We start from the raw sequence: 19,939 nt of genomic DNA, 5'->3' as shown, positions 1-19,939 counted from the left end.
GTCAACAAGAGGAAATTCGAGTAATGGCAGAAGTATCCATTGAAAAACTCGCCAGTGATATTGGCACAGCAGTTGACCGTCTATTGGGGCAGTTTAAAGACGCTGGTATAGAGAAAAAAGCGACTGATAACGTCACCGAAGATGAAAAACGTCAGTTGCTTGATCATTTAAGTAAGCAGCACGGCAGCTCAGGCTCTGATGGCCCGAAGCGCATGACGCTACAGCGTAAAACAACCAGCACATTAAGTGTGGGTAAGTCCAAGGCGGTTAAGGTAGAGGTTCGTAAAAAGCGAACTTACGTGAAACGCACAGATATTGAAGAACAGCGTCTTGCTGAAGAAGAAGCGAAGCGTAAGGCTGAAGAAGCAGAAGCGCGTCAAAAAGCTGAACGTGAAGCCGCTGAGGCGGCCAAAAAAGCCGCTGAAGAAAAAGCGAAGAAAGCTGAAGAAGCTCGCAAAGCCCAAGAAGCTGAGCGTTTAGCGCGTGCTGAAAAAGCGAAGAAAGAAGCGGAAGAACGCAAAGCGGCTGAATCGACACTCACGCCAGAAGAGAAGGCTGAGCAGGAAGCAGCGCGTAAAGAAGAAGAGCGTATTAAAAAGCAGCAGGAAGAAGAGACGCAGCGTAAGTTGGAAGAAGATGCCAAAAAAGCGGCAGAAGAAGCACGCAAATTGGCAGAAGAGAACGAGCGTCGTTGGAAAGAAGAAGAAGAGCGCCGCAAAGCGGAAGAAGCGAAAGAAGTGCACTTGCATTCCAATCGTTATGCTCAGGAAGCTGAAGATGAAGAAGATCTTCAGGTTGAGCGCTCATCTCGTCGACGCAAGAAGTCACGCAAAAATGCGGGAGAAGATTTGAAGCATAGCTTTAATAAACCAGCCCAACCGGTTGAACGCGTGGTTAAACTCAGTGCCACAATCACCGTGGGTGAATTGGCCAGTCGTTTAGCCATTAAATCAAACGAAGTCATCAAAACCATGATGAAAATGGGTGAAATGGCCACCATTAACCAAGTATTGGACCAAGATACCGCCGTATTAGTGGTTGAAGAAATGGGTCATAAGTATGAATTAGTCAACGACAATGCGATGGAAGATGAGTTGATTGCCGACTCTGGTGAAGGCGAAAAATCAACGCGTGCGCCAGTTGTTACCATTATGGGTCATGTTGACCATGGTAAAACATCGTTGTTGGATTACATTCGTCGCGCCAAAGTGGCCGATGGTGAAGCGGGTGGTATTACACAGCACATTGGTGCCTACAGTGTTGAAACAGAACGCGGTAAGGTAACTTTCTTGGATACCCCAGGGCACGCCGCGTTTACTGCTATGCGCGCACGTGGTGCAACGGCGACTGACATCGTTATTTTGGTGGTGGCTGCCGATGATGGTGTGATGCCGCAAACAAAAGAGGCTGTTCAGCACGCTCGCGCAGCAAATGTGCCGTTGATTGTAGCGGTCAACAAAATGGATAAAGAATCTGCTGACCCTGATCGCGTCAAGACTGAGCTTTCACAGCTTGACGTTATCTCAGAAGAGTGGGGCGGTGATTATCAGTTTGTGAACGTGTCAGCGAAAACCGGCATGGGGATTGAAGAGTTACTTGAAGCGATCACGCTACAAGCGGAACTGCTTGATCTGCAAGCGGTTCAAACTGGCCCAGGTCGCGGAATCGTGATTGAGTCTCGTTTGGACAAAGGCCGTGGTCCTGTTGCATCAGTATTGGTTCAGCAAGGTGAAGTTAAAGCCGGTGATATTCTGTTGTGTGGTGAAGAATATGGCCGCGTTCGTGCAATGCGTGATGAGAATGGTCAGGACGTGAAATCAGCCGGACCGTCAACGCCTGTAGAAGTGCTAGGTTTATCCGGGGTACCGATTGCCGGTGAAGATGCGGTTGTCGTAAAAGATGAGCGTAAAGCGCGTGAAGTTGCGGCTAAACGCCACACCAAACAGCGTGAACTGAAACTGGCTAAACAGCAGAAGGCAAAACTGGAAAACATGTTCGCCAACATGGAAGCCGGTGACGTGAGTGAGTTGAACGTAGTGCTTAAAGCCGATGTTCAGGGCTCCGTTGAAGCGATTGCTGAATCACTAATGAAGCTTTCTACCAGTGAAGTTAAAGTGAACATTGTTGGTAGCGGTGTGGGTGGTATCACTGAGACGGATGCCAGTCTGGCTGCTGCGTCTAATGCGATTGTGGTTGGTTTTAACGTACGTGCCGATGCTACCGCACGTCGCGTGATAGAAAATGAAGAAATCGATCTGCGTTACTACAGTGTTATCTATAATCTGATTGATGAAGTGAAACAGGCGATGAGCGGTATGCTAGCGCCAGAATTCAAGCAACAGATTATCGGCCTGGCGGAAGTTCGTGATGTGTTTAAGTCACCTAAGCTCGGTGCTATCGCGGGTTGTATGGTCACTGAAGGGATCATTAAACGCAGCGCGCCAATTCGCGTGCTACGCGATAACGTGGTGATTTATGAAGGTGAACTAGAGTCCCTTCGTCGCTTCAAAGACGATGTGCAGGAAGTGCGTAATGGCATGGAGTGTGGTATCGGCGTGAAGAATTACAACGACGTTAAAGTGGGCGACCAAATCGAAGTCTTCGAAACGGTTGAAGTGAAGCGCGAAATTTAAACGCAGCTTCATGGTCTACTGAATAACGGAGGCGCAAGCCTCCGTTTTGCGCTCAGCAGCAAGCAGGTGTGCCATGCACACAAATCAACAGTTAACTTAAAGAGGTTGTCATGGCTCGGGAATTCTCTCGTACAGACAGAGTTGCACAGCAGGTTCATAAAGAAGTTGCCAGTATCCTGCAAAACGAAATCAAGCATACCGAACCCGATCTCATCATGGTGACGGTGTCGGGTGTTGAAGTCAGTCGCGATTTGGCACACGCCAAAGTGTTCGTGACTTTTTATGAAAATGATGAGCAATTGATCGAACACAGCTTAAAGCGTTTAATCGATTTGCGCGGCATGGTGCGGTCAATACTGGCTAAACGCCTGCGCATGCGCTCCGTGCCTGCTATTGCCTTTGTGCGTGACGCTTCACTCACAGAAGGTATCCGCATTTCTAATCTGGTATCACAAACGGTTGCCGAAGATGAACGTCGGGCCGCTGCTAAAGCGGCTGATAGTGACGCTCACAAAGATGGTGAAAAGAAGGACGACTAAGTGGGGCGACGCAACAAAGGGCGTGCTATTCACGGCATGTTATTGCTCAATAAAGGGCTAAATGAGTCTTCAAACGAGGTATTGCAACAGGTTAAGCGCTTGTTCGGCGCGGCGAAGGCGGGTCACACCGGTGCGCTCGATCCATTAGCCTCAGGCATGTTGCCGATTTGCCTGGGTGAAGCCACCAAGTTTTCGCAATATCTGCTTGATGCCGATAAAACCTATGAGGTTGAAGCAACTTTCGGCGTGCGCACAACCACGTCTGACGCCGATGGAGAAGTGGTGTCAGAAGCACCTGTTTGTTTAACAGAGTCTCAGTTGCTCGACGCGATACAGTCTTTTAAGGGGGTTGGTCAGCAAGTTCCTTCTATGTACTCTGCGTTGAAGTATCAGGGCAAACCTCTTTACTGGTATGCCCGGCGTGGTGAAACGATTGACCGGCCTGCGCGAGAGATCACCGTGTTTGACTACACACTGACTTCATTCACTGGCAGCAAAGCAACCATGCGTATTCACTGCTCCAAAGGCACTTACATTCGCACGTTGATTGACGATCTCGGCCAGTTATTGGGCTGCGGTGCGTTTGTATCAAAACTGCATCGTGTGTCTGTGGCGCAGTACGCCCATCAACCGATGTATACGATGGCAGAACTTCGCGATTTAGCCCCGGCGCGCGACCGTGATACGCCTGTTGAGTCAGTTAATTACTCAGCGTTAGATGCGTTATTGTTGCCGCTTGAAGCAGCAGCCATGCAATTGCCGAAAATGGTTGTGGATAGGCAGCAAGGTTCACGGTTTTTGCACGGTCAAAGCGCGATATGTAACGTGCAGTGTGAACTAGGCAGCCACATTCGGGTTTATCAGCAATGTGAGGGCACAGAACAGTTTATTGGGGTAGGAGAGCATATCGACAAGCCCCGTGACAGGTCTCCCTCACTATTTGACCAACACACCTTTGTCACACCGAAGCGGTTAACAGTGAGAGACAATTAACTTAGTTTCAACTTGTCGTGGGTCAAGTCTAATCTGAATTTTTTGAAGTCGTTTTTTAGCAATAGGTCTCGACCGAAGCTGACAGGCAGCGTTAGACAAGTTGCAGATGTTTACGTGTTAGGATTTTTCATCGATCGCATTTTTGTCTCGCTTTCCGACCGCTAAAACGCAGACTAAAATCGCATCATCAAATACTTCATAGGCCATTCGATATCCAGCAGTTCTCAATGTAAATGTATAGACTGATTGATAGCCTTTCAGTTAGTCGGAAATGACATGTGGGTTTTCAAGCCTTTCTCCAATCGCGAAAATAGGGATAGCGCGCGCGAGTAACTCGCCCAGCGAATACAGTGAGCGAGCTTGATTGTTTTATTATATGACATTAAGATATGTACAACTATATGTACAGGGTGTTTGTTATGGATGCTATAAGTTATACAGCGGCTAGAGCGAAACTGGCATCAACTATGGAGCAAGTTTGTAATGATCATGCTCCTGTCATTATAACTCGTAAAACACAACCTTCAGTGGTTATGATGTCCCTCGAAGATTATCAAGCAATGGAAGAAACCACATACTTGCTGCGTTCTCCTGAGAATGCTCGGAAGTTGTTAGAATCGATTGCTGAGCTTGAAACTGGCGGTGGGCTTCAAAAAGAACTGATTGAGTGAAACTGACGTTTTCAACCACGGCATGGAACAATTATCTTTATTGGCAGCAGACTGACAAGAAGATAATTAAGAGGATCAATGCCTTGATTAAAGACATCAGTAGGTCACCGCATGAAGGTGTTGGGAAACCCGAGCCACTAAAACATGGTTTGGCTGGTTATTGGTCTAGGCGAATAACAGATGAGCATCGCATTGTGTACAAAATCCAAGATGACACTATTTTTATCGCACAGCTCCGATATCACTATGGCATATAAAATCCACATAACGGGTAGTAATACGTAGGCTAAAATCCGAGTGAAGCGACAGAGCCCACGCAATACTGTCTCAGAAAGCTAGCGACCGATTTAATGTGATCGTTATACGCGTTTCTCGACTTTCCAAGGAGGGTTTAAACGATTCTCACCTGCCCAGTAAAGTTTGATTTTATTACCAGATGGATCTTTAAGTATGGCCTCTTTCCACAGGTATCGTTGTGCTCTCGGTAGTTGCTCAAACTGAAAACCTTTCTGAGATAACTCAGTACACAGTTCATCAAGATTTTCATGCTCAAAGTAAATCACAGAACTGTTTTCAAACTCACCAGATTCGAGCGATAAGGAAAAAGTAGAATTCCCATTTGGGCAAGAAAATCTAGCGTAATGCGGTGTATCGACAATTTGAGTGAAGCCGAGCCTGAGGTAAAAGTTAACGGCAATACCCATTTCTTTTACTGGCAATGTAATCTGGTTAAGTTCCATGTAAACTCCTAGCGTATAACGATGTCGGCTCGTACCATATCTGATATTTTTCGCCTTGCCATTTACGTAGAGTAAACAAATAGGAGCCAAACTGAAAGCGTTGGCAATACACAGAAAGATAAGCACGAACAAGCTTATTGAAGCGTTGTCCACGCAAGCCATTGCAGAATTTGATACTAAGACGAGATTCAGAGCACTCGCCGTCATTGGTAGCCCTAAGAAAGTTTAAAAATTCTGGATAAATTAAACCGCCATTTTCGCAGCTAACGATTTAATATCGACCAATCCGGTCTTTTTTCTGGCTACGGGAGCAAGTAACTGGTGATGATTTTGCTCATGTTGATTAATCGGAGTGTTCGACATACGTATACGGGAAACCATCAGGTCTGATTGCGCTCTGTTTTCCATAATGTCAGATAGTGAACAATGACGAATCCACTTTTAAATAGTCGCACTGTTGCTTGCGTTCTACCGGTACATGGCTATAATACGCGCTCTTTTGAGCAGTGCTGAATTAGTGATCGGTCTGCTCGTGTTTAAACCTCTCTACGGGAGAATATTATGCTCACTAAAGATCAAACTGCTGAAATCATCGCTGAATACGCAACGAAAGAAGGTGATACGGGTTCACCTGAAGTACAAGTTGCTTTGCTTACGCATAACATCAACAAGCTTCAAGGTCACTTTGCTAGCAACAAGAAAGATCACCACTCACGTCGTGGTTTGCTACGCATGGTTAGCCAGCGCCGTAAAATGCTTGATTACTTAAAGAGCAAAAACGCAGAGCGTTATGCTGACTTGATCAAACGTTTAGGTCTACGTCGTTAATCGTCGACCTAAAGACTCAAAAAAAAGCGCCTTTCGGCGCTTTTTTTATGTCTGTGGCTCCCGTTAGGGTGTGCCGCCAGCTGATGAAGCAACGCGAGTTGCGATTTGCCGAATCTCGTTTTCCAGTTGATTCACTCTGGTCACCAACGACGCATTCCGCTGTTCTAACAACGTCAGTTTTTCTGTCGCTGCCTGAAGATCGCGACGAGCAGAACCATTGGTTGCAGCGGCGCGCTCCAGCTGAACATTGAGTGAAAGGACTTCACTGACTAAGTTTTCAACCTGCCCACGCGTGTCGGCGATGGATGAGACGTTGTCTTTTGCCGTTGCTGTTGTGCTACTTAAATTACTTTTGATGGATGCAACCTGATCGTCAACCTTACTATTAAGCTGACCAATTTCTTCTTGGTTTCTGCGCCATGCTGAAGCCCAGAGTTTATCCATCTGCTCCCATAGCTCATTGGTTTTATTGGTCAGCTCAGTGACTTTGACTTGCAGTGCGACGGTCGATTCGCCAATTTCTTCCCCGGTGGCGGAAAGCTTGTTTTCCAGTTCCTTTATACGTATTTCAGCACCTTGAGCAACGGCCATTTGTTGCTCAAGCTGGTAAAACAACCAACCTGCGGCACCTGCTGAGCCAATTGCGAGCAACAAAGCGAACACAGCTAACCCGTTACCGCCTTTGGCGGTGGGCTGTGGGGCATCCTGCTGTTGTGATGCCCTTACCGTTTTCTTGCCTGCGGGTGTGGTGCTTTGAGGTGTACGGTGCCCGCGGCGATCTTCTTCGTCCAGTTTGATTAGGGGTAAATCATCATGATCATTAGGGTTCGACATAAAACACTTCTACTCTAAAAGGTTAAAACGATGCACACACTGCATGATAGCTGCAAGATGTGTGCAGTTGCAAACGTATGGCAGCTTGATAACAACCTATTTATTATCGCCAATCCACTCGACCCGGTACAGATCACGGCGACGATCCAGGTAATTGCGAACAGAACCTTCATTCTGCAGCTTTGTGAGTTTGTCTAAATCAAGATCGACAATTAAGGTCATCTCTGTATTCGGGGTTGTTTCAGACACAATCGCATCATGTGGGAACGCAAAATCAGAAGGCGAAAACACCGCTGTTTGACCATACTGAATATCAACGTTGTCCACTTTGGGCAAATTACCCACACTACCGGCAATCGCGACATAGCATTCATTTTCTATCGCTCGCGCCTGAGCACAGCGGCGAACACGAAGATAACCATTTTTGGTATCTGTCCAAAAAGGCACAAACAGGATTTGCATCTCTTGCTCGGATAGAATACGTGCCAGTTCGGGAAATTCGACATCATAGCAAATGAGAATGCCGATCTTGCCAAAGTCGGTATCAAATGCCGTTAGCGTGTTGCCACCTTTCATGATCCAGTCTTTCTTTTCATGCGGAGTGGGGTGCAGTTTCGGTTGATTTTCAACCTTACCATCACGATGGCAAAGGTAGCTAACGTTATACAATTCATCATCTTCGATCATTGGCATTGAACCGGCAATAATGGTGATGTTGTATGACACGGCCAGATGCGACATCGCTGTGAGTATTTCATCAGTGTAGGTGGCCAAATGCCAAATCGCATCAATAGATGAATCAGATGGACTTAGCCCCATCAACGGTGCGTTAAAAAACTCAGGGAATAAGGCGACGTCGCATTTGTAGTCGGATAGCGCATCGACAAAGTACTCGACCTGTTGAAGTAGTTCTTCCACGTTCTCAAAGTAACGCATTTGCCACTGTACGCAGCCGATACGGGCGCTTGACTTCTTACCGCCGATTAAACTCGGTTTTTCAGCGTCATAATAAATATTGTGCCATTGCAATAAGGTTGCATAGCCCAGCGAGGCTTTATCCTCAGGCAGGTAGGCTTTCATAACCTGCTTAACTTCAAAGCCATTACTGACCTGAAATGTTAGTGTTGGGTCATAGATGTCTTTTGACTTAACCATTTCGATGTATTCATACGGTGTCATCTCACTGGCGTGCTTGGAGTAGTTGGGAATACGCCCACCGGCCATGATGGACTTCAGGTTTAAGTTTCGGCACAGCTCTTTGCGTGCTTCATACAATCGCTGCCCGAGGCGCATACCGCGATATTCGGGCGACACGAATACATCGACGCCATAAAGGACATCGCCATTAGGATCGTGGGTGGTTAAATACGCATCGCCGGTAATTTCGTCGTACGTGTGTTTGTCGCCGAACTGCTCATAATCAACAATGACAGCAAAGGCTGCGGCGACCACCTTGCCCTTATCTTCAATACAAATCTGTCCATCAGGGAAGGTTGAAATTTGCGCCTGATAATTTTTCAGCGGCCAGGCACCGCCGACGTGCTCATAAACCACATCCATCAATTCTTTGATGTCGGCATAGTCGTCCATTCTGAGATGGCGTAACTCAAGTAAATGTTCAGATTCATCGTTAAGATTGATGGTTTCAGTTGTCAAATTTCACTCCACAATACCCTTCTCTCAAACAGGCTCTAGTTTACGCACTCTGCAAAAATCTTATAGAGCAAAACGTTAAATTCTCTGAATAATTCGACGCTTGAGAGAACTGCCATTGATACACAAGAGAGTGTAACAAGGTATTAACAGAGGGTGCGCGTGAACGCGAAAGGTGACAGAATCGAAAAGTTAACATGACCATAATAATAAGAGGAACGTTATGAAGCGTAAATTAAGTAGTGTCGGGTTGGCTGTATCAGCAGCTTTAATGCTCAGTGCATGCAGCCCAAACACGCCATCAAGCCAAGTAACAGGCGCAGACGGTGTAAGCGAAACGCAAACCCAGCCAGCGGATGTTCAGCAAGATTTGTCGTCCGGCGTGGTGAAAGAAAATATGGATTTGAGCGTTGATCCGGGTGATGATTTTTATCAATACGTTAACGGTACGTTCCTGAAGAACTTTGAAATTCCAGCCGATAAGGCCAGTTATGGCGTTTTCGTGAAGCTGCGCGATGAAGCGCAAGAAGACGTGATCGAAATCATCAGAGAATCGGCGGAAGGGAATTTTGAGCAAGGCACTGATGAGCAAAAAGTGGGGGATATGTATGCATCCTTCATGGATGTCGATACCCGCAACGCGCTAGGGTTAGAGCCACTAGCGCCCATGTTCTCACAAATTGACGCGATCAGTTCTTATGAGGAACTTGCCACGTTCTTTGGCAAAACCGCTCGCTATGGGGTTTCCACTCCGTTTAGCTTTTTCCAGTATGCCGATTTTAAATCGCCAGAAGAATACGGTCTTTATGTATTCCAATCGGGTTTAGGTTTGCCTGATCGCGAATATTATTTTAAAGATGATGAAACGTCACAATCGGTGCGAGACAAGTATCTTGCGCACCTTGAAACAGTGTTCACTATCGCCGGCCAAGACGATGCCGCTGAAAAAGCGCAAACGGTGTATGACATTGAAGAGAAAATCGCCGCGTTGCACATGAAAAAGGAGCAAACGCGAAATTGGGCGCAAAACTACGAAGGCCTAACGCTGGATGAGCTAAAAGCGCTGATGCCGAAATTTGCGGTTGAAAAATATGTTGCTGCAACAGGCTTTGAAACACCCAAGAAACTTATCATTATGCAAAGGGACTTCCTCGCTGGCATTGATGATGTGATTGCAGAGGTTTCGTTAGATGACTGGAAAACCTATCTTGACTGGAGTGTTCTGAATTCGTCTGCCAGCTATCTAACCACTGAGCTGGATGAAGCCAACTTCAACTTCTACAATAAAACGCTTTATGGCGTGCAAGAACAGCAACCTATGTGGCGGCGAGCAACACGCGTGCTAGACAACACATTGGGTGAGGTTATCGGCAAAGTCTACGTTAAACGACACTTCCCGCCCGCTGCGAAAGCGCGTATGACAGAGCTCGTTGATAACCTGTTATTGGCGTATGAGCAAAGCATCAAAGAACTCGACTGGATGACGGAAGAAACGCGAGTTCAGGCTTTGGATAAGCTGTCTAAATTTACGGTTAAAATCGGTTATCCCGACAAGTGGAAAGATTATTCAGCGTTAAGCGTTGATGCGAAGGACTTGTTCGGTAATATTAAAGCTGCGGCTGACGTTCAACACGCTGAGCAGGTTGAGAAACAAGGCAAGCCTGTCGACAAAACCGAGTGGGGTATGACGCCACAGACGGTTAACGCTTATTACAATCCGCCAGCCAATGAAATTGTATTCCCTGCGGCAATTTTACAACCCCCATTTTTCGACCTGAATGCCGAAGATGCTGTGAACTATGGTGGCATCGGTGCCGTTATTGGGCATGAAATCGGCCACGGTTTTGATGATTCCGGCAGTGCATTTGATGGTGACGGTGTTATGCGGAACTGGTGGACCGATGCTGACTTGGAAGAATTTAAGTCGCGCACCAGTCAGTTAGTTGAGCAATATAATGCGTTTGAGGCTCTACCCGATGTGTATGTCAACGGTGAGTTCACACTAGGTGAAAACATCGGCGATTTAGGCGGGATTAGTATCGGTCTGCAAGCCTATAAATTATCTTTAAACGGTGAGCCTGCGCCTGTATTGGATGGCTTTACCGGCGTACAGCGAGTGTTCATTGGTTACGCTCAGGTTTGGGCGGGCAAGTACCGAGATGAAGCGTTGCGCAGTCAGATTGATACCGATCCGCATTCACCGGGTAAGTTCAGAACCAATGGCGCAGTGCGTAATGTGCCTGAATGGTACAGCGCCTTCGACGTGACGCCTGAAGACGCGCTATATTTGCCGCCAGAGGAACGCGTTAAAATCTGGTAATGCGCATACTAGGGCGACCTTCTTGTGTCGCCTTTTTTTTAGCTCGCATCATTTGCATGGCGTGTAAGCCAATGCAGCGCGTAGGCTCCGACGATTGCGCCAGATAGCGCATTCGCTGTTGCAATGGCATAAAACACGGCGCTACTGCCAAACGCAATACTGGCAATAGCACTCAGCGGCACATAAAAGATAGCGGTTCGCACGATGTAATATGCCAAACCTGTCACCGATTTACCCAGCGAATTGAATGCCGTCGATGATACGATAACCACACCATAACCCCACAAACTGACAGTGACTATCATAAGGTATTGGGTGGACTGTTCGGCAACCTGTGCCTCAGATGCTAAAAACTCAGCCAGTGGTGCCGCCAACCAAACAAAACTGACAGCCAAAATGACAGACCATACAGCACACACCCAATAGCATTTTTTAACCGCTTCGACCACGCGCGACCGATTCCCCGCGCCCCAGTTTTGGCCTGCAATAGGGCCAATCGCTGCTGACAACGCGAGCATAGGAATACTGGCAAAGGATTCTATTCGCGTCGCGACACCAAACGCGGCCACCGTGGTATCACCGGCAGTTGCTAGTAATGCAGTAACAACCGCAATGCCAACAGGGTTTACGACACTGCCAGCCCCAGCAGGAACGCCTATTTTTAGCACCTTCCACCATGATTGAACCAGCGTTTTTAGGGCGGGTAGTGACACGTCAATCATATGCTCTCGGTAAAGCACGATGTACAGCGCCAGAAAAAGTGTTGCTGCACGTGCAATTAAGGTGCTGTAGGCCGCTCCTTCAATATGCAGCGCGGGGAACGGCCCCCAACCGAAAATTAGTAATGGTGTGAATATAACATTGATGACCGCAGCGCCGATCATGATGAGGCTGGGCCAGAAAGCATCGCCCACCGCGCGGATAATCGAATTTGCCACCATGGGGATCACAAGAAACGGCATGGAGACGTACCATATTTGCATATAGCGGGTTAATAACGCTAGAACATCTCCTTGCGCGCCAAGAAGGGAAAACAATGGGATGATTGTGAAGAAGCCGATAGCTGAAATAGCAATGACGATAACGGTCGCGAGCACTAAGCTGTCGGTGGACAGACGCTTCGCGTCCGCTTGATTCTTCGATCCAATGGCACGGGATACTACAGACGCTGCGCCAGCAGCAAGGCCGCTCGCGAGGCTAGCTATGGCCATGGTGATGGGAAATGTAAATGATAAGGCGGCAAGCTCGTCCGTGCCAAGCTTGCCGACAAAATAGGTGTCAACTAGAGAAACGGATAGCACGGCGACAATGCCAACCACCATCGGCATTGTCAGATTGGCGATTGCCGCCCATATAGACCCGTCGGTCAGGTCCCTCGACGCACTCGCCATTAAAAATCCTTATCAGAAACTTATTTTTTGGTGCTCGCCCATTTCGTCAGAATCTACTTTCGCCCCTGTTGCGAGTTTCAGCATTCCTGTTATCGATGTGTCCACTTGCCACACTTCGGCATTTTTGAGATCAAAACGCATCATTTTCAGTTTCGGATCGCTCTTACCACCTTCGTACCAGGCTTCCACTTGATTCGACCAATACTTATCAACCACGTCTTGGTCAGTTTCTTCTGAGAGATCGCCGATAATACAGGCAAAAACATCGTGGTCTTTGCTTGTAAATGTCACTGTCGTTTTGCCACCATCTGCGATGCGATTATCCCTTTTTGTGTAAAACCAAAAACAGTTGTCGGCGTCTTTATCCAACTGTGCTCTCATGGGTTCGCTGTGATCGGCATTTTTGTTCAAACTCACCATCACATAGGGGCTTTCAGCCATAGCCAACCACATTTGCTTGCGAATATCGTTAGACATCTTCACTCCTTAAAAACAATAAAGTCGCTTTGACTGAAGCAAGCAGTGTTCCACCCCACTGAATATTTATGTGCATGAAATATAAAGACTATTTAAAACATTTAAATACGATTGAAGCAATCCGCTAAAACGTTGCGCAACTTTTTCATGACAGCGTGTAAGCTTGGCTTAAATCATGTTGCGCGGGTCGAGCAGTTTATCCAGTGTTTGATCACTTAAATCGGTCATTGATTTAGCCACTTCCTTGACCGACAGTTTCTGTTCGTACGCTTGCTTTGCAATTTTTGCACTTAATTCGTAACCAATTTCGTTATTCAACGCAGTGACTAAAATAGGATTACGTGATAATGCGTGGTCAATAGTGTCATGATTCAAGGTAAAGTCCTTGAGCGTTGTGCCGCCGATAGCCTGACAACTGTTGGCTACCAGCGAAATGCTTTGCAGCAGGTTATAGGCAATGACGGGCAGCATGACATTTAACTGGAAATTGCCTGACTGTGCTGCCATGGCAATCGTTGTATCGTTGCCTGTCACTTGCGCGCTGACCATGGCGACTGCCTCAGGAATAACCGGATTGACTTTGCCGGGCATAATGCTGCTTCCAGGTTGCAATGCCGGAAGCGCTATTTCGCCGATACCTGCGTAGGGGCCACTGTTCATCCAGCGCAAGTCATTACTGATTTTAAACAGCGTGTTCGCTAGCGTACGCAGATGACTGGATACTTCAAGCGCCGTTTCCTGGCCACTGATCAAGGCAAAATGATTGTCTGCTACGTGCATTGTGAGAGAAAGTCTTTCATTTAACACGCTAACCACATGCCGAGCAAAGCTGTTGTGTGTATTTACTCCCGTGCCAATTGCTGTGCCGCCAATGGCTAGAACCTGCAATCGATTGACTGATTCCTGTAAGCGTTGTTGACTGTCGCCAAGTTGATAGGCCCAGCCGCCAAGCTCTTGCCCAAATGTCATTGGCATCGCATCCATCAGGTGGGTGCGGCCAGTTTTAAGTTCGTTTTTTAACGTATCTGCCTTAGTCGATACAGAATTGATTAGCTGCTGCAGTGATGGCATTAGTTGCTTCGTAAGCGCCAGTAAGGCCGATAAATGAATGGCTGTCGGGATCACATCATTGCTGCTTTGCCCCTTGTTTACATGGTCATTGGGGTGAACATCCTTTTCCAGTTGAGTCGATGCCAGCCGTGCAATCACTTCATTCATATTCATGTTAGTGCTGGTACCTGACCCCGTCTGAAAAACATCCACCGGAAATTGATCGGCGTGCTCACCCGCAGCAATTGAATCCGCAGCGCGCTCGATTTCAGCCGCAACATCGTGATCGAGCAAACCGAGCTCGGCGTTTGCGTGCGCGCAAGCTGATTTTATGTGCGCCAGTGCCTGTATGAATGAAGCGGGTAGGGGAATGCCGCTGATCGGAAAATTATCAATGGCACGTTGAGTCTGCGCGCCATAAAGCGCGTCAGAGGGCACCTCTACGGTGCCCAGACTGTCTTTTTCCTCTCTCATTACTTAGGCCACTTTAGACGCTAAATCGCGCAGCACGTAGTGCAGAATACCGCCATGTTGATAATAGTCCCACTCGCTTTCCGTATCGATTCTGACCTTAGCTTCGAAGGAAATTGAACTGCCATCGGGTTTGGTAGCATCAACCGTAATCACTTTAGGTTTCGATTCTACGCTACCAAATTGAAAGGTTTCTGTACCATCTAGGCCCAGCGTTTCAGCGCTGTCATCGTTCATAAACTCAAGTGGTAGAACACCGAATCCAACCAGATTAGAACGGTGAATACGCTCAAAGCTTTCCGCTAAAACCACTTCAATACCAAGCAATTTCGTCCCTTTGGCGGCCCAATCGCGACTCGAACCCGTGCCGTATTCTTTACCGGCCAGCACCACCAGCTGTGTGCCGGCGCTCTGATACTTCATTGCGGCATCATAAATACTGGTGACTTTGTCGTCGGGGAAGTACCGCGTTAATCCACCTTCAGTGCCCGGCGCCAACTGATTGCGCAAGCGCGTGTTTGCAAACGTGCCACGCATCATCACTTCGTGATTGCCGCGACGTGACCCAAGGCTATTAAAGTCTTTCGGACTGACGCCATTTTGCTGTAGATACCGTCCAACGGGGCTGTCTGCCTGTATTGCGCCAGCGGGAGAGATATGGTCTGTGGTTATCGAGTCGCCGACTTTTACGATGCAGCGGGCATCAGAGATGCTTGGGAATCCAGCAATATTTGGCTTGATACCGTCAAAAAATGGCGGGTTCTTGACATAGCTTGACTCGGGCCAGCTGTACGTTTTCCCTTCGGGTACGGGCAGTGATTTCCACTGTTCGGTGCCTTCAAACACATTCTGATAGCGGCTGCTGTACATTTCCGATGAGAGCGACGAAGACACCAAGTCGCTGACCTCTTGCGGTGTTGGCCATATATCTTCCAACATCACTGCTTCGCCGTCTTTCCCGTACCCAATGGGTTCACGGGTGAGGTCTTTTGTCATCGTACCGGCTAGGGCGTATGCCACAACCAGCGGTGGTGATGCTAGGTAGTTAGCGCGCACATCCTGATGGATCCGCCCTTCGAAGTTGCGATTTCCCGACAGCACAGAGCTTACCGTTAACTGCCCACGTCTAATTGCTTCGCTAACGGCATCAGGCAACGGGCCTGAATTTCCAATACAGGTGGTACAACCAAAACCCACCACATCAAAGCCAAGCTGTTTTAGGGAGCCAAGTAAATTAGCTTTCTCAAGATAGGCAGGAACCACTTGCGAGCCAGGCGCTAGCGAGGTTTTTACCCAAGGTTTCGGCTTTAAACCCTTTTCAATCGCTTTTTGCGCGACCAAACCTGCGGCAAGCATCACTGCCGGGTTTGACGTATTAGTGCAGGAGGTAATGGCGGCAATCACTACGTCGCCATGTTTCAGATGGGTTTTCTCACCATTGATTTCCAGTTCTTCCATGCCTAACGATGGGTCTTGACCGACAGCAGTGTCGCCACCTTCATCGGCGAAGCGGTTCAGCGCGTCGTTATCCAGCTCAATTCCCTGTAACTGCATATGGTCAATAAAAGCATGTTTTGCGTCTGACAAAGAAATACGATCCTGAGGACGCTTCGGTCCGGCGATGCTGGGTACCACGTCACCCAAATCGAGCGCAAGTGTGTCGGTATAGTTTGCTGGCGTCTCGCCATCTTTGCGCCATAGGCCAGTTTTCTTGGCATACGCCTCGACCGCATCAACCTGTTCGGGTGTACGACCACTTAAACGTAGGTAAGTGAGGGTTTCGTCATCAACCGGGAAGATCCCGCACGTAGCACCATACTCAGGTGCCATGTTGGCAATGGTGGCCCGATCCGCCAGTGGCAGATTGGCAAGACCATCTCCGTAAAATTCAACAAATTTGCCGACAACGCCTTTCTCTCGCAACATCTGCGTCACCGTTAAGACTAAATCAGTTGCCGTTGCGCCAGATGCGAGTTTGCCATCCAGTTTGAAGCCAACCACTTCAGGTAGCAGCATGCTAATGGGTTGACCCAACATGGCTGCCTCTGCTTCAATGCCGCCGACTCCCCATCCGAGCACACCCAAGCCATTGATCATCGTGGTATGCGAGTCCGTGCCGACTAAGGTATCCGGAAATAGCTGTGGGTTTTCGCTGGTGTCTTTACTCATCACCACGTGGGCAAGATATTCAAGGTTAACCTGATGCACGATACCCGTTCCCGGTGGTACCACGCGGAAATTAGACAGGGCTTTTTGGCCCCAGCGCAAAAACTGGTAACGTTCTTTATTACGCTCAAATTCCACTTTGGTGTTTTTCTCAAGCGCATCGTCTGTACCGAAATAGTCGACCATCACCGAATGGTCAATCACCAAATCGACGGGCACTTGGGGGTTAATGTTTTCTGGGTCGCCGTTGAGAGAAATCATTGCGTCGCGCATGGCGGCCAAATCAACGATTGCAGGAACACCAGTAAAATCTTGAAGTACAACACGGGCAGGAGAGAAGGCCACTTGTTGCTGCGGCGTTTGGCTGTGATCCCAGTTAATTAGCGCGTCAATATCCTGCTTGCTGACATGATGGCCATCCTCATTGCGGAGCAAATTTTCAAGTAAGATTTTCAGGCTAAACGGTAACTTTTGCACTTTCTCTTGTGCGCTTATCCGACTGATGTCAAAAATCTCATAGTGTTTATCATCAACCGCTAAAGAACTTTTGGTATCAAAACTATTCTTGCTCATAATCCCCTCTAATGGTGTACTTGCATGAGTGTTGACCTGTTCCTCAAAGGGTAGTCAACCTTGGTACAAATTGCGTAGTTTAATCAACGCGATATGTGTAATTATCTGTGTAAGCACCACGGTAATTGTGATTGCTAAACGCTGCGTCCTGCGCATTTACAAGTGCTGGGCTGCAAGACATGAGCCAGACGATAATCATGACCTTAGAATCAGTAGTAAAGTTTGACAGTGAGCTTAATCAGCTCGTCAGTGGTATTGAAATTTTGGAGGCGGTAGCACCGCTGAACTACAAACAACAACGCCAACAGTTTTTTGACAATGGCTGCAAAACTGACCCGCAATTCAGTTATCGACCACAATCGATTGATGCTTTTGGGTTGAAGCGGCAACTGTTCAACCTGCCGATTGAATCATTGTCAGATCCGGATCTTGTTCAATTGTATGCGGGTGTTATCAACTCTTATGTGGACAAGATTGACCAGTGCTGCTCGGTGGGAACACCTGACTTTCTATACGATTCCTTTCGCTACTATGGTGAGCCTTCAGAGAAAGATATTCGCAATGCTAAGTTTGTGCTGCACCTCCCAAGCAATGATGATCCCGACGACCCAACGCTCAATGCGGCGCAAATCGAAGCGATGCTAAGTGAGTTTGCCCATACGCATGAGTATGAGTACGCGATTAAATTGGATGACAATATGATTGCTAACGCATTGGTCTCGGGAACGACAGTCAAAATTAATAGTTCGGCTCGCGTTACTCAAACCGACGCTGAGGCGCTGGCGCATCACGAACTGGGCGTGCACCTGGCTACAACGCTCAATGGGCGGCAGCAGCCTTTGAGTATTTTATCACTGGGCTGCCCGGCGAATACTAAAACGCAGGAAGGCTTAGCGATTCTCAGTGAATACATGGGCGGTTGTTTAACGGTTTCGCGGCTACGCAACTTAGCACTACGCGTCTTGGCAGTGGAGTCGATGATCAAAGAGAAAAGTTTTAAAACTACCTTTGCGATGCTGAAAGAAGATTACAATGCGGGTGATGAACAAGCCTTTACCGTAACCGCGCGGGTATATCGGGGCGGGGGATTCACAAAGGATTATGTTTACCTCCGTGGTTTCCACGAAATGTTAAACGCCTATGAAACAAGCAGTGACTTTACTAATCTTTTGGCGGGCAAAACTTCGTTAGACTATTTGCCCACCATTAATCGGCTGATTGAAAAAGGTTTTCTTAACTCACCTAAATTTATCACGCCATCGTTCGCCAATCCGAATGTGACGGACGACATTCAAACCTTTATTGCACACGCGATTAAATAGATGGCAGGGTGCTTTACCCTACAGGTAAAGCATTTCATCTCGTGTCGGGGCTAACACTTTCAGTACCTGATTTTGCAGCGGGTGCGGCACATCAGCTTTGTTCATGGCATTGATCAAAAGGTCTACTGTTCGGTTAAAGTCTCGCTGGTTTATGTTCATGCCCGCATGCACTTGTGCCATCGAGTCACCGGTATATTCACACGGACCACCGGTTCGGTGGCAAATCTGTTCGCTGAGTTTTTCTACAAAGCGGTCAATATTAGCGCCTTCAAAGTACGCTAATATCACCGGGTCATTTTCAATTTCAACCACAAAGTTCTCAACAATCTGATCGACCTTGGGCGCACCCCCCAATTGTTCATAAACACTTTGAGACGTGGTGGTGCAGGCCGAGAGTCCGATACTGGAAAGGAGCAGGAGTGTAGAGAGTATTTTCATGTCGTTACCAGAGTTGTCCACTGAAAGATAAGTACAGGCCGCGTTGGTCCGGCGCACCGGCAATCGTGCCCAAGTCAGCCCACGCCAACGTTAGGTTGAAATGTTTATTCGGAATGTAGCTTACAAAGTAATCAATCCAGTCGTCTTCATTCAACCCTAAATTATCAGGTTTTTGCCGGTACTCCATACCGACTGCGACATGCCGTGAAAGTAGGACTCCCGCACTGGCTTCTAACATGATTTCATAATCATCATTGTTTGCACCCCCAAACCCGAGCAGCCCCATTTCATTCGCTTTAGTCGCTCGGGCAGTGACGTTCCATACGGCGTTGTAACCTGCAATTGCGCCTAAATGTATTTTGGTGGCTGCCAGATAAAAATCAGTGCCGCTGGTGTCAGCCGCACCCAGCAGGTTGGCGATGGCTTTGTCTTCGAGGCGCTTGTGCTGCAAACCGACACTTAACTGGGGCCATGAAGAATAAACCGCATCACCATACAGCCGATATTTCACGCCGAAGATATTCTGCTTAATGTCACCACCGAGTGATTTTAAATCGAAGCGCTGATGAGCAGCACTGATTTCGACACGATCATAAAACGACGCAGATGCACCAATCACGTTCAAACGATAATCGTCTAGGTCAACCTGTGTCGCCACACCGCTGATTGATATTTGCTGATCGGTATCGTAACCGCTGAGAATGGCCCACGGTACAATACCGCCACCACCGGCACCTTCAACCTGAACCAATCCGGCAGTGCCAATAAGCTTGCCATCTGCCGCGGCCACACACGCGCTTGCCAGCAGACTGGCGCCGAACAATACAGAAGATAAAATAC

Annotated in this window: 17 protein-coding genes; 8 read left to right on the top strand and 9 right to left on the bottom strand. The window is 47.8% G+C overall.

Going from position 1 to position 19,939, the window contains the following annotated elements:
- Positions 1-23 precede the first annotated feature (23 nt).
- The 5 genes from infB (at position 24) to KIU71_RS09345 (ending at position 5,093) form a co-directional block, all read left to right on the top strand.
- Positions 24-2,633, top strand: a complete 2,610-nt coding sequence (gene infB / locus KIU71_RS09365; protein WP_214130989.1) for a translation initiation factor IF-2 — start codon at positions 24-26, stop codon at positions 2,631-2,633.
- 110 nt (positions 2,634-2,743) lie between these two features.
- Complete coding sequence (gene rbfA / locus KIU71_RS09360) at positions 2,744-3,172, top strand: 30S ribosome-binding factor RbfA (RefSeq protein WP_214130988.1); 429 nt, start codon at positions 2,744-2,746, stop codon at positions 3,170-3,172.
- Positions 3,173-4,165, top strand: a complete 993-nt coding sequence (gene truB, locus KIU71_RS09355; RefSeq protein WP_214130987.1) for a tRNA pseudouridine(55) synthase TruB — start codon at positions 3,173-3,175, stop codon at positions 4,163-4,165.
- Positions 4,166-4,584: 419 nt separating this feature from the next.
- The gene (locus KIU71_RS09350; protein WP_214130986.1) at positions 4,585-4,836 is read left to right on the top strand and encodes a type II toxin-antitoxin system Phd/YefM family antitoxin; all 252 of its coding nucleotides are present in this window, start codon (positions 4,585-4,587) and stop codon (positions 4,834-4,836) included.
- Positions 4,833-5,093 (top strand): Txe/YoeB family addiction module toxin, encoded by a 261-nt coding sequence (locus KIU71_RS09345; protein ID WP_214130985.1) that lies wholly within the window; start codon positions 4,833-4,835, stop codon positions 5,091-5,093. The genes KIU71_RS09350 and KIU71_RS09345 overlap by 4 nt, the downstream gene beginning before the upstream one ends.
- A gap of 102 nt (positions 5,094-5,195) precedes the next feature.
- Here the strand turns inward: KIU71_RS09345 and KIU71_RS09340 are convergent, their stop codons facing one another.
- Positions 5,196-5,576 carry a VOC family protein gene (locus KIU71_RS09340; RefSeq protein ID WP_214130984.1) on the bottom strand — a complete coding sequence of 127 codons (381 nt, stop codon included), beginning with the start codon at positions 5,574-5,576 and terminating at the stop codon, positions 5,196-5,198.
- 558 nt (positions 5,577-6,134) lie between these two features.
- On the opposite strand from KIU71_RS09340, the gene rpsO reads away from it, so the two are divergent.
- Positions 6,135-6,404, top strand: a complete 270-nt coding sequence (gene rpsO, locus KIU71_RS09335) for a 30S ribosomal protein S15 (RefSeq protein ID WP_214131045.1) — start codon at positions 6,135-6,137, stop codon at positions 6,402-6,404.
- 63 nt (positions 6,405-6,467) lie between these two features.
- On the opposite strand, the gene KIU71_RS09330 is transcribed toward rpsO, so the two are convergent.
- Positions 6,468-7,238 carry a hypothetical protein gene (locus tag KIU71_RS09330; RefSeq protein WP_214130983.1) on the bottom strand — a complete coding sequence of 257 codons (771 nt, stop codon included), beginning with the start codon at positions 7,236-7,238 and terminating at the stop codon, positions 6,468-6,470.
- Positions 7,239-7,334: 96 nt separating this feature from the next.
- Positions 7,335-8,828, bottom strand: a complete 1,494-nt coding sequence (locus tag KIU71_RS09325; RefSeq protein ID WP_214131044.1) for a bifunctional GNAT family N-acetyltransferase/carbon-nitrogen hydrolase family protein — start codon at positions 8,826-8,828, stop codon at positions 7,335-7,337.
- A gap of 286 nt (positions 8,829-9,114) precedes the next feature.
- Here KIU71_RS09325 and KIU71_RS09320 point away from each other — a divergent pair, with 286 nt between their 5' ends.
- Positions 9,115-11,211: a M13 family metallopeptidase gene (locus KIU71_RS09320; protein WP_214130982.1), complete on the top strand. Its 2,097-nt coding sequence runs from the start codon at positions 9,115-9,117 to the stop codon at positions 11,209-11,211.
- A 38-nt stretch (positions 11,212-11,249) separates the two neighbouring features.
- On the opposite strand, the gene KIU71_RS09315 is transcribed toward KIU71_RS09320, so the two are convergent.
- From KIU71_RS09315 to acnA, 4 genes are all read right to left on the bottom strand, one after another.
- Positions 11,250-12,602: an MATE family efflux transporter gene (locus KIU71_RS09315; RefSeq protein ID WP_214130981.1), complete on the bottom strand. Its 1,353-nt coding sequence runs from the start codon at positions 12,600-12,602 to the stop codon at positions 11,250-11,252.
- Positions 12,603-12,614: 12 nt separating this feature from the next.
- On the bottom strand, positions 12,615-13,079 hold the full coding sequence (locus tag KIU71_RS09310; protein ID WP_214130980.1) for a pyridoxamine 5'-phosphate oxidase family protein: 465 nt from the start codon (positions 13,077-13,079) through the stop codon (positions 12,615-12,617).
- A gap of 168 nt (positions 13,080-13,247) precedes the next feature.
- Positions 13,248-14,603, bottom strand: coding sequence for a class II fumarate hydratase (locus KIU71_RS09305; protein WP_214130979.1), 1,356 nt, complete (start codon positions 14,601-14,603; stop codon positions 13,248-13,250).
- A gap of 3 nt (positions 14,604-14,606) precedes the next feature.
- Positions 14,607-17,339 (bottom strand): aconitate hydratase AcnA, encoded by a 2,733-nt coding sequence (acnA, locus tag KIU71_RS09300; RefSeq protein WP_214130978.1) that lies wholly within the window; start codon positions 17,337-17,339, stop codon positions 14,607-14,609.
- 179 nt (positions 17,340-17,518) lie between these two features.
- Between acnA and KIU71_RS09295 the strand changes: the two genes are divergently transcribed.
- Positions 17,519-18,661 (top strand): flavohemoglobin expression-modulating QEGLA motif protein, encoded by a 1,143-nt coding sequence (locus tag KIU71_RS09295; RefSeq protein ID WP_214130977.1) that lies wholly within the window; start codon positions 17,519-17,521, stop codon positions 18,659-18,661.
- Positions 18,662-18,679: 18 nt separating this feature from the next.
- Here KIU71_RS09295 and KIU71_RS09290 read toward each other — a convergent pair whose 3' ends face one another.
- Together KIU71_RS09290 and KIU71_RS09285 are read right to left on the bottom strand one after the other, a co-directional pair.
- Entirely contained in the window at positions 18,680-19,099 is a 420-nt protein-coding gene (locus KIU71_RS09290) for a group I truncated hemoglobin (RefSeq protein WP_214130976.1), read from the bottom strand.
- A 4-nt stretch (positions 19,100-19,103) separates the two neighbouring features.
- On the bottom strand, positions 19,104-19,937 hold the full coding sequence (locus tag KIU71_RS09285; RefSeq protein WP_214131043.1) for a DUF3034 family protein: 834 nt from the start codon (positions 19,935-19,937) through the stop codon (positions 19,104-19,106).
- Positions 19,938-19,939 lie beyond the last annotated feature (2 nt).

The organism is Alteromonas oceanisediminis, from assembly GCF_018474025.1.
Classification (GTDB): domain Bacteria; phylum Pseudomonadota; class Gammaproteobacteria; order Enterobacterales; family Alteromonadaceae; genus Alteromonas_E; species Alteromonas_E oceanisediminis.
The sequence above is the reverse complement of the archived record's forward strand: the minus strand, read 5'-3'. Positions and strand labels throughout refer to the sequence as shown.

Excerpts from the sequence above, each read along its gene's own strand:
- infB (WP_214130989.1), top strand. The coding sequence starts at position 24 with ATGGCAGAAGTATCCATTGAAAAACTCGCCAGTGATATTGGCACAGCA.
- rbfA (WP_214130988.1), top strand. The coding sequence starts at position 2,744 with ATGGCTCGGGAATTCTCTCGTACAGACAGAGTTGCACAGCAGGTTCAT.
- KIU71_RS09350 (WP_214130986.1), top strand. The coding sequence starts at position 4,585 with ATGGATGCTATAAGTTATACAGCGGCTAGAGCGAAACTGGCATCAACT.
- KIU71_RS09340 (WP_214130984.1), bottom strand. The coding sequence starts at position 5,576 with ATGGAACTTAACCAGATTACATTGCCAGTAAAAGAAATGGGTATTGCC.
- KIU71_RS09330 (WP_214130983.1), bottom strand. The coding sequence starts at position 7,238 with ATGTCGAACCCTAATGATCATGATGATTTACCCCTAATCAAACTGGAC.
- KIU71_RS09325 (WP_214131044.1), bottom strand. The coding sequence starts at position 8,828 with ATGGACGACTATGCCGACATCAAAGAATTGATGGATGTGGTTTATGAG.
- KIU71_RS09320 (WP_214130982.1), top strand. The coding sequence starts at position 9,115 with ATGAAGCGTAAATTAAGTAGTGTCGGGTTGGCTGTATCAGCAGCTTTA.
- KIU71_RS09315 (WP_214130981.1), bottom strand. The coding sequence starts at position 12,602 with ATGGCGAGTGCGTCGAGGGACCTGACCGACGGGTCTATATGGGCGGCA.
- KIU71_RS09310 (WP_214130980.1), bottom strand. The coding sequence starts at position 13,079 with ATGTCTAACGATATTCGCAAGCAAATGTGGTTGGCTATGGCTGAAAGC.
- KIU71_RS09305 (WP_214130979.1), bottom strand. The coding sequence starts at position 14,603 with ATGAGAGAGGAAAAAGACAGTCTGGGCACCGTAGAGGTGCCCTCTGAC.
- acnA (WP_214130978.1), bottom strand. The coding sequence starts at position 17,339 with ATGAGCAAGAATAGTTTTGATACCAAAAGTTCTTTAGCGGTTGATGAT.
- KIU71_RS09295 (WP_214130977.1), top strand. The coding sequence starts at position 17,519 with ATGAGCCAGACGATAATCATGACCTTAGAATCAGTAGTAAAGTTTGAC.
- KIU71_RS09290 (WP_214130976.1), bottom strand. The coding sequence starts at position 19,099 with ATGAAAATACTCTCTACACTCCTGCTCCTTTCCAGTATCGGACTCTCG.